We start from the raw sequence: 13,805 nt of genomic DNA, 5'->3' as shown, positions 1-13,805 counted from the left end.
GCCGCGATCGAAACGGCAGCCAATCCACGCAGCCAGCCGGTGTGTGAATCGCTTTCTGACAGCAGGGAGAGTCATGGATACGTCGCTCAACGCGCCCCCCGGCGCCCACGCCCCGTTCCCGTCGCGGCCGCTCGCGCACAGCCGCGCCGCGGCCGCACCCGTTGCCGAAGCCCTGCCCAAGCGCGACGCCTCCGCCACCCGGATCGCGACGCTGTCCACCCAACTGATGGTCGCCGACGAAGCCGCCCGCCGCCATCTGGCCGGCGAGTTGCATGACGGGCTCGGCGCCGAACTCACCGCTGCCCGTTTCGCGCTCGCAAACGTTCAAACGTGGCTGCCGGCCGATGCGCCTGAAGGCTGCCTGCGCGCGCTCGAACTCGCGCAGCGGGCGCTCGACGCCGCGACCGATGCCAACCGCCGCCTGATCGACGAGCGCGACACGCCGGCGCTCGACGGCGGGCTCGTCGGCGCACTGTCGGCGTGGGTCGACAGCCACGCGGCCCGCACCGGCCTGCGCACGAGTTTCGTCTGCGCGGCCGACGCACGGCTCACGCAGCTCGCCGGCGCGAGCGCGCTCGCGATCTTCCGCGTCGCGCAGGAAGCGCTGTCGAACGTCGCGAAGCATGCGCGCGCGGCGTCCGTCGACGTGCGGATCGACACGGACGGCTCGCATCTGTCCCTGATCGTTACCGACGATGGCACCGGTTTCTCCCGCCGCCGGCGTGTCGGCTACGGCCTCGCCGGCATGCGCGCACGCTGCGACGCGTTCGGCGGCAGCTTCGACACGAGCGCGCCGGAATCGGGCCGCGGCACGCGCGTCACCGCGCGCTTCGCGTGGAACTCGCTGTTCGCGGTGCCGGCCGCCGCGCGCCGCGCGTCGCTTTCGTGAGGTCGCGATGAGCCTGAACATCCTGCTCGTGGACGATCACGCGATCGTCCGGCAAGGGGTCCGCCACCTGCTGATCGACCGCGGCGTCGCGCGCGAAGTGACCGAAGCCGAAACCGGCAGCGATGCGGTAGCCGCCGTCGACCGCCAGACCTTCGACGTGATCCTGCTCGACATCTCGCTGCCGGACACCAACGGCATCGAGTTGCTCAAGCGCATCAAGCGCAAGCTGCCGGGCACGCCGGTGCTGATGTTCTCGATGTACCGCGAGGATCAGTACGCGGTGCGCGCGCTGAAGGCCGGCGCGTCCGGCTATCTGTCGAAGACGGTGAATGCCGCGCAGATGATCGGCGCGATCCAGCAGGTCGCGGCCGGCCGCAAGTACGTGAGCCCGGCGATGGCCGAGGCGCTCGCCGAATACGTGTCGTTCGAGAACGAAGCGCTGCCGCACGAGAAGCTGTCCGATCGCGAATACCAGACGCTCTGCATGCTGGCGTCGGGCAAGCGCCTCACCGACATCGCGAACACGTTGTCGCTGTCGGTGAAGACGGTCAGCGTGTACCGGTCGCGGCTGCTCGAGAAGATGCGGCTGTCGAACAACGCGGAACTGACGTTCTACGTGATGAGCAACCGGCTCGTCGACATGGCGCCCGCGTCGGGCGCCTGATCCATCCCGTCCACCGGAATCGCCCGAGGCGCGCCGTCCCGGCCGGCCGCGTGCCGTCGCCGGTCGCCGCACGCTGCGTGCAAGCGCTTGTTTTATCGGACGATTCCGCTGCGCGCCGCTGCATTGCAGCGGGTCTTGCGCGCCAAATCGGCTAAAATTGCGGGTTTTCTTTCTCTCACTCGGCGCCGCCGCGTTCGCGCGCGCTGGAGACTCATCCGCAATGTCCCTCTTCCGCAAGAAAAACGTCGATCGCATGATCGCCGGCGCGCATGGCGCCGGGCTCAAGAAAGCGCTCGGCGCAATCGACCTCACCTTCCTCGGCATCGGCGCGATCATCGGCACCGGGATCTTCGTGCTGACCGGCACGGGCGCCGTTCAGGCCGGCCCCGCGCTGATGCTGTCGTTCGTGATCGCGGCGATCGCGTGCGGCCTTGCGGCGCTGTCGTACGCCGAATTCGCATCGACGATTCCAGTCGCGGGCTCGATCTACACGTACTCGTACGCGACGCTCGGCGAGCTCGTCGCATGGATCATCGGCTGGGACCTGATGCTCGAATACGGCCTCGCGGCGTCGGCCGTGTCGGTCGGCTGGTCGGGCTACCTGCAGTCGCTGCTGCAGGGCTTCGGGCTCGCGCTGCCGACCGTGCTGACGGCCGCGCCCGGCGCGCTCCCCGGCGTCGTCACGTGGTTCAACCTGCCCGCGTTCCTCGTGATGCTGGTGATCACGACGCTGCTGTCGATCGGCATCCGCGAGTCGACCCGCATCAACAACATCATGGTGTTCATCAAGGTGTCGGTGGTGCTGCTCGTGATCGCGGTCGGCCTGTTCCACGTGACGCCCGCGAACTGGAAGCCGTTCATGCCGCACGGCTGGAACGGCGTGTTCGGCGCGGCGGCCGTGATGTTCTTCGCGTTCATCGGCTTCGACGCGGTGTCGTCGGCGGCCGAGGAAGTGAAGAATCCGAAGCGCGACCTGCCGATCGGCATCATCGCGTCGCTCGCCGTGTGCGCGGTGCTGTACGTGACGGTCGCGGCGGTCGCGACCGGCATCGTGCCGGCGGCCCAGTACGCGAACGTGTCGCACCCGATCTCGTATGCGCTGCAGATCGCCGGCGAGAAGTGGGTCGCGGGCTTCATCGATCTCGGCGCGGTGCTCGGCATGCTGACCGTGATCCTCGTGATGAGCTACGGCCAGACGCGGATCATCTTCGCGATGTCGCGCGACGGCTTGCTGCCGGCGATGCTGTCGCGCGTGCATCCGCGCTTCGCGACGCCGTTCCTGACGACCTGGCTCGTCGGCCTGTTCTTCGGGCTGATCGCCGCGCTCGTGCCGCTGAACGTGCTTGCCGAGCTGATCAACATCGGCACGCTCGCCGCGTTCTCGATGGTGTCGATCGCGGTGCTGGTGCTGCGCCGCACGCACCCGGAGCTGCCGCGCGCGTTCCGCTGCCCGGGCGTGCCGGTGGTGCCGATCCTCGCGGTCGGCGCGTGCCTGTTCCTGATGCTGAACCTGCAGCCCGTCACGTGGGCCGCGTTCGGCATCTGGCTCGTGATCGGCCTCGTGATCTACTTCCTGTATTCGCGGCACCACTCGAAGCTCGCCCGCGGCCACGCGGACTGACCTCCGGCTGCGACGCACCGCGTCGCTCCGCTGCAACGGCGCACCCGCCTCGCGGGCGCGCCGTTTTTATTTGTGGCGCAACGGGCAGCGCGTGCAGCAGCCTGAGCGGGTGATCCGAGCCGGCCGCCCGAGCCGGTCGCCCGAAGCGGTCGCCCGAAGCGGTCCTCCTGATTCCCGCCACCGTTCGGCCCGGCGCCGGCGCACCGCAAGCAAGGCTGCGGCGGGCGCGTCATAATGCGCCCAATCAATGAGGTAACGACGATGGAAAGTGTGGATCTCGACGTGCTGAAGTCGAGCGCGCGCTGGCTCGACGAAGGGCGCCGCGTGCTGCTCGTGACGGTCGTGAAGACGTGGGGCTCGTCGCCCCGCCCCGAAGGCGCGATGCTCGCCGTGCGGGAGGACGGGCTCGTGGTCGGCTCCGTGTCCGGCGGGTGCATCGAGGACGACCTGATCGCCCGCGTGCATGCGAGCGGCATCGCGGCCGATGCGCGCCCGGAAGCGGTCAAGTACGGCGTGACGGCCGAGGAAGCGCACCGCTTCGGGCTGCCCTGCGGCGGCACGATCCAGCTCGTGCTGGAGCCGCTCACGCGCGACAGCGGGGTCTCCGCGTTGTGCGCCGAGGTGGAAGCCGGCCGTCTCGTTACGCGCACGATGACGCTTGCGACCGGCCGCGCGTCGCTGTCGCCCGCGCAGGCGACCGACGGGCTCGCGTTCGACGGCGAACGGCTCGTGACGATCCACGGGCCGCGCTACCGGATGCTCGTGATCGGGGCGGGACAGTTGTCGCGCTATCTGTGCCAGATCGCGGTCGGGCTCGACTACCAGGTGACGGTCTGCGATCCGCGCGAGGAGTACACGGATGCGTGGGACGTGCCGGGCACGCGCGTCGTGCACACGATGCCCGACGACACCGTGCTCGACATGAAGCTCGACGCGCGTTCGGCCGTGATCGCGCTCACGCACGACCCGAAGCTCGACGATCTCGCGCTGATGGAGGCGCTGAAGACGCCCGCGTTCTACGTGGGCGCGCTCGGCTCGCGGCGCAACAACGCGGCGCGGCGCGAGCGGCTGCTCGAATTCGACCTGAACGACGCGCAGCTGGCGCGGCTGCACGGGCCGGCCGGCATCTACATCGGCAGCCGCACGCCGCCGGAAATCGCGATCTCGATCCTCGCCGAGGTCACGGCCGCGAAGAACAACGTGTCGCTGCCGACGATCCTGCAGGTCGAGGGTGCGAAGGCCGCCCGCGAGATCGCGGCCAACAACGGCGCGACCTGCGGCCTTTGAGGCCGGCCGGCGCGGGCGCAGCGTCGTCGCGCCGGATGCGCGCACCACGCGCCGGCACCGAGCCGGCGCGTTTCAGCCGTTGCGTCAGGTGGGTTGCGTTAGATAGGTTGCGTCAGGCGAGGCCCGCGGCGAGCGCCGCGGCGACCGAGCCTGCCACCAGCACGACACCGACCGTGCGGCGCTTGTTCAGCTCCGTCCACAGCAGCACGCCCGTCAGCGACAACAGGATCAGCGAACCCGCGATCGTGTCCATCAGCAGCACCCAGCCGAGATTCATGCCGACGCCGCGATGCAGGTTGTTCAGCGTCGTCAGGAACGTGTTGCCGGTGCGCTTCACCGACACGTAGCCGTTGCCGACCCAGTATTCGGCCTGCAGGTTCTGGTGCGGCCCGAACAGGCCCATCTGCCAGTGCTCGGGCTGCATCACGCGCTTGTCGCCCCACGCGACCGGCTGCGCGGGCTCCTTGCGCACGCGGCCCGGCCGGCCGTCGAAGTGCAGTTCGTGCTGCAGCCACTTCGTCATCGCCGCGGGCGACTTCGGCGCCGGGTCCGGCAACGCGATCTGCATCTGCTCGACCTGCGGTTCGCCGGTCGAGATCTTCAGCGGCGGCGCACGGTGGTTGAGCAGCACGCCCGTCACGCCGAACAGCAGCCCGAGCACCGCGCCCCATAGTCCGACCCAGCCGTGCACCTTGCGCAGCCATTTGATGAAGGTTGCGCGGCGCGAACGCTGGCGGCGCGCCGCCAGTTCGGCGTCGCTCAGCGCACGTGCGGCCGGATGCGGCACGGTGACGTCCGCGGGAGGCATGCCCGCCTGCGGCGGGGCGATCGTTTCGGGCGCGTTCACGCGAGAATGTCCATCCGTTCAAAGCAACGGGCGACGCACGGAAAAGCGCGCGCCGCCCGGATAACATGAAAATGAGAATGGATATCATTACACAAATGACGCGGCCGCTCAATCGCTCCGCGCCTGGCGGGTGAGCGACGAACTCCGGCGATAGCCGATAAAGCAAGCGGATTGCGCACCGATCGCTGGCAATAGAAGAAAAATACCGACGAAACGATTGCGAAAGACCGCGACAGCCGTTCGCAAGAAACCGGGCCGCCGAGTCCTTCAGCGGCGCAGCGGCGGCAGCGGAAAGCGCGGCGCGGCGTCGCCCGGCTCGGGCTCGGCGCGATCGAGCGAATACAGCCATGCAAGCAAATCCGCCACGGCCTGGTATAGCTGCGGCGGAATGCGGTCGTCGAGGTCGACCTGCATCAGCAGCGACACCATCTCCGGCGCGGTATGCACGTACAGCCCCGCATCGCGTGCACGGGCGACGATCATCTCGGCGAGCAGGCCGTATCCCTTCGCGACCACGCGCGGCGCGGCATCGCCGCCTTTCGGATCGTAGACGAGCGCGGCCGCGCGCTTGCGGGACGTCATGCTCATCGCGGCGTCTCGTCGTCGGCGCCCGGCGTGCCGCCAGGCGCGCTGCGCGCGTACGCGGCGGCGGCCGCCTGCGCGACGAGCGGGTCGAAGCCGTCCGGTTCGTCGCCGACCGCGCGGATCGACAGTCCGCCGAGCCGCAGCCCCGAACCCTCGAACCGCTGCCGCAGCGCGGCCTCGTTGCGCGTGAGCCGGTCGGCGCCCGCCGAATTCGCGCGCAGCCGCGCGACGAGTTGCGCGCCGTTCAACACCAGTTCCGCGTCAACCGTGCCGAGCGACGGCAGCGTCAGCGTCAGCCGCGTGCGCCACGCGATTCCGTCCCCCGCGTCGTCGCCGCCGCGCGACGCGTGGCCGCCCGGATCGTCGGGCTCGATCGTCCAGTCGAGACGCGCGCCGGGCCATGCCTCGCCGGCCCAGCGGAACTGGTCGGTCGCCAGCGCGTCGAGCTGCTGCCGCACGATCGGCACGGCGGCCGGATGCACGGGCGCAGCCGATGCCTGCGCCTGCGGATCGGCCGACGCGGCGGCCAGTTCGGCGCGCGCGGGCGTCCAGCGCGCGTCGGGATGGTCGCCGAGCGGGTCGGTCGTCCCGGCCGTGCTCGACGCCATGCCCGGCCGGACGGCCGCCGGCGCGTTCTGCGCGGCCGCGTGCGGAGCCGCACCGCCCGGCGCGGGTGCGCCCGGCTGCACGGCGGTTCGCGCGGCCGCCGGCAGCGGCAGACGCTGCGCGAGCAGTTCGTCGAGCACATCGGGCGCGTCTTGCTGCGCGGCATCCGCGGCCGGCGGCACCGGCGCGGCCGTGAGGCGCGCCTGCGGTTCGCGCAGCAGCGCGGCGAGCGGGCGCTGGCCGGCCAGCCACTGCGCGAGATGGGATTCGTAAAAGAGGCCGCTTTCGCTCACGGCCTGCGCGAGCGCCGCGCGCAGCGCGGCGACGGGCGGCGCGTCCGACGCGGCGCGCGCGGCCCCGACGTCGGATGCGGGCAATGCAGCGGAAGAAGCGGCAACCGGCGCAGCCGGGCCGGCTGCCGGCTGCCCGAGCGGCGGCATGGCCGCCACGCTCAGCAGCACGGACGGATCGGCCAGCAGCGGCGTGCGCCCGGCGATCACGGGCGTCGCGACCCCACCCGAGCGCGAGATCGCGTCGAGCACGAGCGCGACGTCGGACAATGCGGTCTGCGCGGAGGCCGGCGGCGCGACGGGCGAGCCGCCCGCCGGCGCCGCGGACGATGCGCCGGCGCCGGGCGTGCCGACCTGCGCGGCCGCGCCGCCGCCGGCCGACGGCGACACGGTGCCGCTCAGCAGGCTGTCGAGGCGGCTCGCCAGCAGGGCGGCCGCAACGGAGTCGATACCGGTCATGATCGGAGCCTGCTCACCTCAGCCACATCGTTGCGAAGCCGGGCACGCGGCAACCGCCGCCCCGGGCAAACGGGCACTAGCCGCGAGCGCGGTAGAGATCGGTCAATACCTTGGTCGAGCGCCGCGCCTCGAACAGCGCGGACAGCCGCGCGACGTCCGGGCTCGCGAGATCGCGGATCGCGGCGTCGTCGGCGAGGATGCGGCGGATCAGCCCGAGCTTGCGGCCGAGGTCCGATTGGTCGAGCGCGACGCCCGGATCGGCCTCCTTCAGCCCGTCGACGAGCCGCAGGAATTCGGCCTGCAACTCCGGCAGCGCGCTCCAGTCGGCACCGCGTGCCGCGCTCAGCATGCGGCCCGACACGGCCGCGAGCGCCTCGTAGCGGGCGAAGTACTCGGCCTTGAGATTCATCGCGCCGCATCCACCGCCTGTTGCGCGGCCATCCGCGCGACTTCGGGGGCGATGCCCGTCCACGCATCCTCGAGCGTGGCGAGCAGGCCGTCGACCTCGACCAGCATTGCGTCGCTCGCGTGCATGTTGGCTTCCAGCAAGCGCCGGACGATATAGGCGTACAGCGCGTCCAGGCGTCCGGCGATCTCGCCGCCCGCGTCACGGTTCAGCGCCGCCTGCAGGCCGCTCTCGACGATCCCGATCGCCTTGCCGATCGCTTCGCCGCGTGCGGGCACGTTGCCCTGCTGCAGGTGCATGCGCGCGAGCGCGATGGCCTGCCGCGCGCCCTGGTACAGCATCGCGATCAGCCGGTGCGGGGAGGCGCCCATCACCCCCGTCTCGACGCCGACACGCGCGTACGCACTGGCTCCAGCGTGTCCTGGGGAAAACATGCGCTACTTCTCCTTGTGATGCGTTGGCTATGCGGAGGCCGCCGCCCTGCGTTGGACGACGCGGCCTTGTACCGGAGTTATCGGAAGGGAATTGAAAAGCTTTAGGCGCGCGGGCCGCCGGCCCGGCCGCGCCCGGCGTGACCGCCTCGTCACACCGACATCTGCATGATGTCGTTGTACGCGCTCACGAGCTTGTTGCGGACCTGGAGCCCGAACTGGAAGCCGATGTTGGCCTTCTGCATGTCGACCATCACGTCGTTCAGCGACACGTTCGCCGCGCCGACCTCGAACGCCTGCGCCTCGCCGAGCGCGTGCTGCTGGTCGCCGCTGATCTTGTCGAGCGACGCCTTCATTGCGCTCGCGAACGTGCCGGCCGTCGCGGCGCCCGAGCCGGCGAGCGCCGCCGTCGGGCTCGCGACGCCGCCGCCCGCCTGCGCGGCCATCGCCTGCATCTGTTGCAACACCGAACCGATTCCGCTGACGTTGGCAGTCATGCTGTCCCCAGACATAAGAGAAGAGACCCGGACCCGCCGGGCGTTTGCGCCGGCGCCGCACCACGCGCACCATGCCGGATCGCGAAAAAGGATAGCAGCGCGGCGCACGCCAAAGCCGCGAAAGTACGGGGGAAACCCCGCTCTTTTCGGTCGATCGGAGTCGCGCCCGGATCCCGATAATCGCACCGTGTCATTGTCCGTCCGCTCGTCCGAGCGGCTCAGTCGTCCCGCTCCGGAGAAACTCCACGCATGGATTCGCAGGCCAACTCGCTGATCAACCCCGACGCCCGCACGGGCCTCGCCAGCCCGGTGCCAGGCGCCACCGCGGCCGCCGCGTTGCCGGGAGCAGGCGGCGCCGGCGCGGACTTCGGGTTCGGCGGTTTCGCGGAACGCATCCCCGGCATCTCGCGGATGAAGGGCAATCCGAAGCTGCCGTTCCTGATCGCCGTCGCGTTCGCGATCGCCGCGATCACCGCGCTCGTGCTGTGGAGCCGCGCGCCCGACTATCGCGTGCTGTACAGCAACCTGTCGGACCGCGACGGCGGCGCGATCATCGCCGCGCTCCAGCAGGCCAACGTTCCGTACAAGTTCGCCGACGCCGGCGGCGCGATCCTCGTACCGTCGAACCAGGTGCATGAAACGCGCCTGAAGCTCGCCGCGCTGGGCCTGCCGAAGGGCGGCTCGGTCGGCTTCGAGCTGATGGACAACCAGAAATTCGGCATCAGCCAGTTCGCCGAGCAGGTGAACTACCAGCGCGCGCTCGAAGGCGAGCTGCAGCGCACGATCGAATCGATCAACGCGGTGCGCGGCGCGCGCGTGCATCTCGCGATCCCGAAGCCGTCGGTGTTCGTGCGCGACAAGGAAGCGCCGAGCGCGTCGGTGTTCGTCGACCTCTACCCGGGCCGCGTGCTCGACGAGGGCCAGGTGCAGGCGATCACGCGGATGGTGTCGTCCGGCGTGCCCGACATGCCGGCGAAGAACGTGACGATCGTCGACCAGGACGGCAACCTGCTGACGCAGACCGCGTCGGCCTCCGGCCTCGACGCGAGCCAGCTCAAGTACGTGCAGCAGGTCGAGCGCAATACGCAGAAGCGCATCGATGCGATCCTCGCGCCGATCTTCGGCACCGGCAACGCGCGCTCGCAGGTCAGCGCCGACATCGATTTCTCGAAGCTCGAGCAGACCTCGGAAAGCTACGCGCCGAACGGCACGCCGCAGCAGGCCGCGATCCGCAGCCAGCAGACCAGCAGCGCGACCGAACTCGCGCAGGGCGGCGCATCGGGCGTGCCGGGCGCGCTGTCGAACACGCCGCCGCAGCCGGCCTCCGCGCCGATCGTCGCCGGCAACGGCCAGAACGGCGCGCAGTCGACGCCCGTCAGCGACCGCAAGGATCAGACCACCAACTACGAGCTCGACAAGACGATCCGCCACGTCGAGCAGCCGATGGGCAACGTGAAGCGGCTGTCGGTCGCCGTCGTCGTCAACTACCAGCCGGTCGCCGACGCGAAGGGCCACGTGACGATGCAGCCGCTGCCGCCGCCCAAGCTCGCGCAGATCGAGCAGCTCGTGAAGGACGCGATGGGCTACGACGAGAAGCGCGGCGACTCGGTCAACGTCGTGAACAGCGCGTTCTCGAGCGTCGGCGATCCGTACGCCGACCTGCCGTGGTGGCGCCAGCCGGACATGATCGCGATGGCGAAGGAAGCCGCGAAGTGGCTCGGCATCGCGGCAGCCGCGGCGGCGCTCTATTTCATGTTCGTGCGCCCGGCGATGCGCCGCGCGTTCCCGCCGCCCGAGCCGGCCGCACCGGCGCTCGCGGCGCCGGACGATCCGGTCGCGCTCGACGGCCTGCCCGCGCCGGAGAGGGCCGACGAGCCCGATCCGCTGCTGCTCGGCTTCGAGAACGAAAAGAACCGCTACGAACGCAACCTCGACTACGCGCGCACGATCGCCCGCCAGGATCCGAAGATCGTCGCCACCGTCGTGAAGAACTGGGTGTCCGATGAACGCTGAAGGCCTGACCAAGAGCGCGCTGCTGCTGATGTCGATCGGCGAGGAAGAGGCCGCTGAAGTATTCAAGTTCCTCGCGCCGCGCGAGGTGCAGAAGATCGGCGCCGCGATGGCCGCGCTGAAGCACGTCACGCGCGAGCAGGTCGAGGGCGTGCTGCAGGAATTCGCGAGGGAAGCCGAGCAGCACACCGCGCTGTCGCTCGATTCGAACGAATACATCCGCTCGGTGCTGACCAAGGCGCTCGGCGAGGACAAGGCCGGCGTGCTGATCGACCGGATCCTGCAGGGCAGCGACACGAGCGGCATCGAGGGCCTGAAGTGGATGGATTCGGGCGCAGTGGCCGAACTGATCAAGAACGAGCATCCGCAGATCATCGCGACGATCCTCGTGCATCTCGACCGCGACCAGGCGTCCGAGATCGCATCGTGCTTCACCGAGCGGCTGCGCAACGACGTGCTGCTGCGGATCGCGACGCTCGACGGCATCCAGCCGGCCGCGCTGCGCGAGCTCGACGACGTGCTCACCGGCCTGCTGTCCGGCAGCGACAACCTGAAGCGCAGCCCGATGGGCGGCATCCGCACCGCGGCCGAGATCCTCAACTTCATGACGAGCAATCATGAAGAAGGCGTGCTCGAAAGCGTGCGCCAGTACGACGCCGACCTCGCGCAGAAGATCGTCGACCAGATGTTCGTGTTCGAGAACCTGCTCGACCTCGAGGATCGCGCGATCCAGATGGTGCTGAAGGAAGTCGAGTCGGAAACGCTGATCATCGCGCTGAAGGGCGCGCCGCCCGCGCTGCGCCAGAAGTTCCTCGCGAACATGTCGCAACGCGCGGCCGAACTGCTCGCGGAGGATCTCGACGCACGCGGCCCGGTGCGCGTGTCCGAGGTCGAGACGCAGCAGCGCCGCATCCTGCAGATCGTGCGCAACCTCGCCGAGAGCGGTCAGATCGTGATCGGCGGCAAGGCGGAAGACGCCTATGTCTGATTCCGTGCGCGATCGGGCCGCCACCCTCACCGCGTACCAGCGGTGGGAGATGGCGTCGTTCGATCCGCCGCCGCCCCCGCCGCCGCCCGACGACGCGGCCGCGGCCGCCGCCGCGCTCGCCGAGGAACTGCAGCGCGTGCGCGACGCCGCGCATGCCGAAGGCCATGCGGCCGGTCACGTCGAAGGCCAGGCGCTGGGTTACCAGGCCGGTTTCGACCAGGGCCGCGAACAGGGTTTCGCGGCCGGCCAGGCCGAAGCCCGCGAACAGGCCGCGCAGCTCGCGGCGCTCGCCGCCTCGTTCCGCGAAGCCGTGTCGAGCGCCGAGCACGATCTCGCGTCCGATCTCGCGCAGCTCGCGCTCGACATCGCGCAGCAGGTCGTGCGCCAGCACGTGAAGCACGATCCCGCGGCGCTCGTCGCGGCCGTGCGCGACGTGCTCGCCGCCGAACCGGCGTTGTCCGGCGCGCCGCATCTCGCGGTGAATCCGGCCGACCTGCCCGTCGTCGAAGCCTATCTGCAGGACGATCTCGATACGCTCGGCTGGACCGTGCGCACCGACACGTCGATCGAGCGCGGCGGCTGCCTCGCGCACGCCGCGACGGGCGAGGTCGACGCGACGCTGCCCACCCGCTGGCAGCGGGTCGCCGCCGCGATCGGCAAGGTGAGCGCATGGTGACGCCCACGCCCGAATCGATCCTGTACGACGGGATGACGCCGCTCGAGCGCGAACTCGCGCTCGCGTCGTTCGGCCCCGACGGCGCGCATGACGCCGTACATGGCGACCTACATGGCGCCGACCCGCACGCGGCCCCCGTTTCGGACGATGCGCCGCGCGCCCCGCACAATCCGCATCTCGCGCACTGGCGCACGCACCTGAACGGGCTCGCGACGCGCAGCCACCGCGCGCTGCCGCTGCGGCCGTGCGGGCGCCTCACGCGCGCCGCGGGCCTCGTACTCGAGGCGATCGGGCTGCGCCTGTCGGTCGGCGCCGAATGCACGATCGAACTGCCGCCCGGCAGCACGCTGCCGCACGCGGAAGCAGAAGTCGTCGGGTTCTCCGGCGATCGCCTGTTCCTGATGCCGACCACCGACGTCGCCGGCGTGCTGCCCGGCGCGCGCGTGTGGCCGCGCGAAAGCGCGCCCGTCGCCGATCCGCTCGCAGGCGCCAAACGGCTGCCGGTCGGCTGGGAAATGCTCGGGCGCGTCGTCGACGCGTCGGGCCGCCCGCTCGACGGCCTCGGCCCGCTCGCGTCGAAGGTCGACGCTTCGCTGTCGGCGCCGTCGATCAACCCGCTCGATCGCGAGCCGATCCACCACGTGCTCGACGTCGGCGTGCGCGCGATCAACGCGCTGCTCACCGTCGGCCGCGGGCAGCGGATGGGCCTGTTCGCGGGTTCCGGCGTCGGCAAGTCGGTGCTGCTTGGCACGATGGCGCGCTACACCAGCGCGGAGGTGATCGTGATCGGGCTGATCGGCGAACGCGGCCGCGAAGTGAAGGAATTCATCGAACAGATCCTCGGCGAAGACGGGCTCGCGCGCTCGGTCGTCGTTGCGGCGCCGGCCGACGTGTCGCCGCTGCTGCGCATGCAGGGCGCGGCCTACGCGACGTCGCTCGCCGAGTATTTCCGCGACCAGGGCAAGCACGTGCTGCTGCTGATGGATTCGCTGACGCGCTACGCGATGGCGCAGCGCGAGATCGCGCTCGCGATCGGCGAGCCGCCCGCGACCAAGGGCTATCCGCCGTCGGTGTTCGCGAAGCTGCCCGCGCTCGTCGAGCGCACCGGCAACGGGCCCGAAGGCGGCGGCTCGATCACCGCGTTCTACACGGTGCTGACCGAAGGCGACGACCAGCAGGACCCGATCGCCGACTCGGCGCGCGCGATCCTCGACGGCCACATCGTGCTGTCGCGCGCGCTCGCCGAGGCCGGCCACTATCCGGCGATCGACGTCGAGGCGTCGATCAGCCGCGCGATGACCGCGTTGATCGACGAAACGCATCTCGACCGCGTGCGGCAGTTCAAGCAGATGCTGTCGCGCTACCAGCGCAATCGCGACCTGATCGCGGTCGGCGCCTATGCGCCGGGCCGCGACGCGCAGCTCGACCGCGCGATCGCGCTCTATCCGCGCATCGAATCGTTCCTGCAGCAGGGCTTTCGCGAATGCGCGCCGTTCGCGTCGAGCCTTGCCGGGCTCGATGCGCTGTTCGACGTACACGGAGGCTGATT

At 70.4% G+C, this 13,805-nt stretch carries 14 protein-coding genes; 8 read left to right on the top strand and 6 right to left on the bottom strand.

What is annotated here, in order from left to right:
* Nucleotides 1-73 precede the first annotated feature (73 nt).
* The 4 genes from rqpS (at nt 74) to SB786_RS00580 (ending at nt 4,461) form a co-directional block, all read left to right on the top strand.
* Nucleotides 74-889, top strand: coding sequence for a quorum system sensor histidine kinase RqpS (gene rqpS, locus SB786_RS00595; RefSeq protein WP_410725714.1), 816 nt, complete (start codon nt 74-76; stop codon nt 887-889).
* 7 nt (nt 890-896) lie between these two features.
* Complete coding sequence (gene rqpR, locus SB786_RS00590; RefSeq protein ID WP_175699644.1) at nt 897-1,553, top strand: response regulator transcription factor RqpR; 657 nt, start codon at nt 897-899, stop codon at nt 1,551-1,553.
* Nucleotides 1,554-1,773: 220 nt separating this feature from the next.
* Nucleotides 1,774-3,174 carry an amino acid permease gene (locus tag SB786_RS00585; RefSeq protein ID WP_410725713.1) on the top strand — a complete coding sequence of 467 codons (1,401 nt, stop codon included), beginning with the start codon at nt 1,774-1,776 and terminating at the stop codon, nt 3,172-3,174.
* Nucleotides 3,175-3,435: 261 nt separating this feature from the next.
* Nucleotides 3,436-4,461: an XdhC family protein gene (locus tag SB786_RS00580; RefSeq protein WP_410725712.1), complete on the top strand. Its 1,026-nt coding sequence runs from the start codon at nt 3,436-3,438 to the stop codon at nt 4,459-4,461.
* A gap of 112 nt (nt 4,462-4,573) precedes the next feature.
* Here the strand turns inward: SB786_RS00580 and SB786_RS00575 are convergent, their stop codons facing one another.
* From SB786_RS00575 to fliE, 6 genes are all read right to left on the bottom strand, one after another.
* Nucleotides 4,574-5,308 (bottom strand): PepSY-associated TM helix domain-containing protein, encoded by a 735-nt coding sequence (locus tag SB786_RS00575; RefSeq protein WP_410725711.1) that lies wholly within the window; start codon nt 5,306-5,308, stop codon nt 4,574-4,576.
* A 267-nt stretch (nt 5,309-5,575) separates the two neighbouring features.
* Nucleotides 5,576-5,896: an EscU/YscU/HrcU family type III secretion system export apparatus switch protein gene (locus tag SB786_RS00570; RefSeq protein WP_410725710.1), complete on the bottom strand. Its 321-nt coding sequence runs from the start codon at nt 5,894-5,896 to the stop codon at nt 5,576-5,578.
* Nucleotides 5,893-7,248 carry a flagellar hook-length control protein FliK gene (locus SB786_RS00565; RefSeq protein ID WP_410725709.1) on the bottom strand — a complete coding sequence of 452 codons (1,356 nt, stop codon included), beginning with the start codon at nt 7,246-7,248 and terminating at the stop codon, nt 5,893-5,895. The genes SB786_RS00570 and SB786_RS00565 overlap by 4 nt, the downstream gene beginning before the upstream one ends.
* 76 nt (nt 7,249-7,324) lie before the next feature.
* A complete protein-coding gene (locus tag SB786_RS00560) occupies nt 7,325-7,657 on the bottom strand; it encodes a flagellar protein FliT (protein ID WP_006761722.1) in 333 nt (110 codons plus the stop codon).
* A complete protein-coding gene (fliS, locus tag SB786_RS00555) occupies nt 7,654-8,088 on the bottom strand; it encodes a flagellar export chaperone FliS (RefSeq protein WP_410725708.1) in 435 nt (144 codons plus the stop codon). Before fliS ends, SB786_RS00560 begins: the two co-directional genes overlap by 4 nt.
* Before the next feature lie 149 nt (nt 8,089-8,237).
* A complete protein-coding gene (fliE, locus tag SB786_RS00550) occupies nt 8,238-8,582 on the bottom strand; it encodes a flagellar hook-basal body complex protein FliE (protein ID WP_006761724.1) in 345 nt (114 codons plus the stop codon).
* A gap of 249 nt (nt 8,583-8,831) precedes the next feature.
* On the opposite strand from fliE, the gene fliF reads away from it, so the two are divergent.
* Genes fliF through fliI form a run of 4 tightly spaced genes read left to right on the top strand, consistent with a single transcriptional unit; the run spans nt 8,832 to nt 13,803 of the window.
* On the top strand, nt 8,832-10,595 hold the full coding sequence (gene fliF, locus SB786_RS00545; protein WP_410725707.1) for a flagellar basal-body MS-ring/collar protein FliF: 1,764 nt from the start codon (nt 8,832-8,834) through the stop codon (nt 10,593-10,595).
* Nucleotides 10,585-11,580 (top strand): flagellar motor switch protein FliG, encoded by a 996-nt coding sequence (gene fliG / locus SB786_RS00540; protein WP_006761726.1) that lies wholly within the window; start codon nt 10,585-10,587, stop codon nt 11,578-11,580. The genes fliF and fliG overlap by 11 nt, the downstream gene beginning before the upstream one ends.
* On the top strand, nt 11,573-12,256 hold the full coding sequence (gene fliH, locus SB786_RS00535; protein WP_410725706.1) for a flagellar assembly protein FliH: 684 nt from the start codon (nt 11,573-11,575) through the stop codon (nt 12,254-12,256). Before fliG ends, fliH begins: the two co-directional genes overlap by 8 nt.
* Nucleotides 12,250-13,803 carry a flagellar protein export ATPase FliI gene (gene fliI, locus SB786_RS00530; protein ID WP_410725705.1) on the top strand — a complete coding sequence of 518 codons (1,554 nt, stop codon included), beginning with the start codon at nt 12,250-12,252 and terminating at the stop codon, nt 13,801-13,803. The genes fliH and fliI overlap by 7 nt, the downstream gene beginning before the upstream one ends.
* Nucleotides 13,804-13,805 lie beyond the last annotated feature (2 nt).

This window comes from Burkholderia sp. SIMBA_062 (genome assembly GCF_046534765.1).
Lineage (GTDB): Bacteria > Pseudomonadota > Gammaproteobacteria > Burkholderiales > Burkholderiaceae > Burkholderia > Burkholderia ambifaria.
The sequence above is the reverse complement of the archived record's forward strand: the minus strand, read 5'-3'. Positions and strand labels throughout refer to the sequence as shown.

Coding starts and splice junctions, on each gene's coding strand:
- fliS (WP_410725708.1), bottom strand. CDS start 8,088: ATGTTTTCCCCAGGACACGCTGGAGCCAGTGCGTACGCGCGTGTCGGC.
- fliE (WP_006761724.1), bottom strand. CDS start 8,582: ATGACTGCCAACGTCAGCGGAATCGGTTCGGTGTTGCAACAGATGCAG.
- rqpS (WP_410725714.1), top strand. CDS start 74: ATGGATACGTCGCTCAACGCGCCCCCCGGCGCCCACGCCCCGTTCCCG.
- SB786_RS00560 (WP_006761722.1), bottom strand. CDS start 7,657: ATGAATCTCAAGGCCGAGTACTTCGCCCGCTACGAGGCGCTCGCGGCC.
- SB786_RS00580 (WP_410725712.1), top strand. CDS start 3,436: ATGGAAAGTGTGGATCTCGACGTGCTGAAGTCGAGCGCGCGCTGGCTC.
- SB786_RS00570 (WP_410725710.1), bottom strand. CDS start 5,896: ATGAGCATGACGTCCCGCAAGCGCGCGGCCGCGCTCGTCTACGATCCG.
- fliI (WP_410725705.1), top strand. CDS start 12,250: ATGGTGACGCCCACGCCCGAATCGATCCTGTACGACGGGATGACGCCG.
- SB786_RS00565 (WP_410725709.1), bottom strand. CDS start 7,248: ATGACCGGTATCGACTCCGTTGCGGCCGCCCTGCTGGCGAGCCGCCTC.
- SB786_RS00585 (WP_410725713.1), top strand. CDS start 1,774: ATGTCCCTCTTCCGCAAGAAAAACGTCGATCGCATGATCGCCGGCGCG.
- fliF (WP_410725707.1), top strand. CDS start 8,832: ATGGATTCGCAGGCCAACTCGCTGATCAACCCCGACGCCCGCACGGGC.
- rqpR (WP_175699644.1), top strand. CDS start 897: ATGAGCCTGAACATCCTGCTCGTGGACGATCACGCGATCGTCCGGCAA.
- fliG (WP_006761726.1), top strand. CDS start 10,585: ATGAACGCTGAAGGCCTGACCAAGAGCGCGCTGCTGCTGATGTCGATC.
- fliH (WP_410725706.1), top strand. CDS start 11,573: ATGTCTGATTCCGTGCGCGATCGGGCCGCCACCCTCACCGCGTACCAG.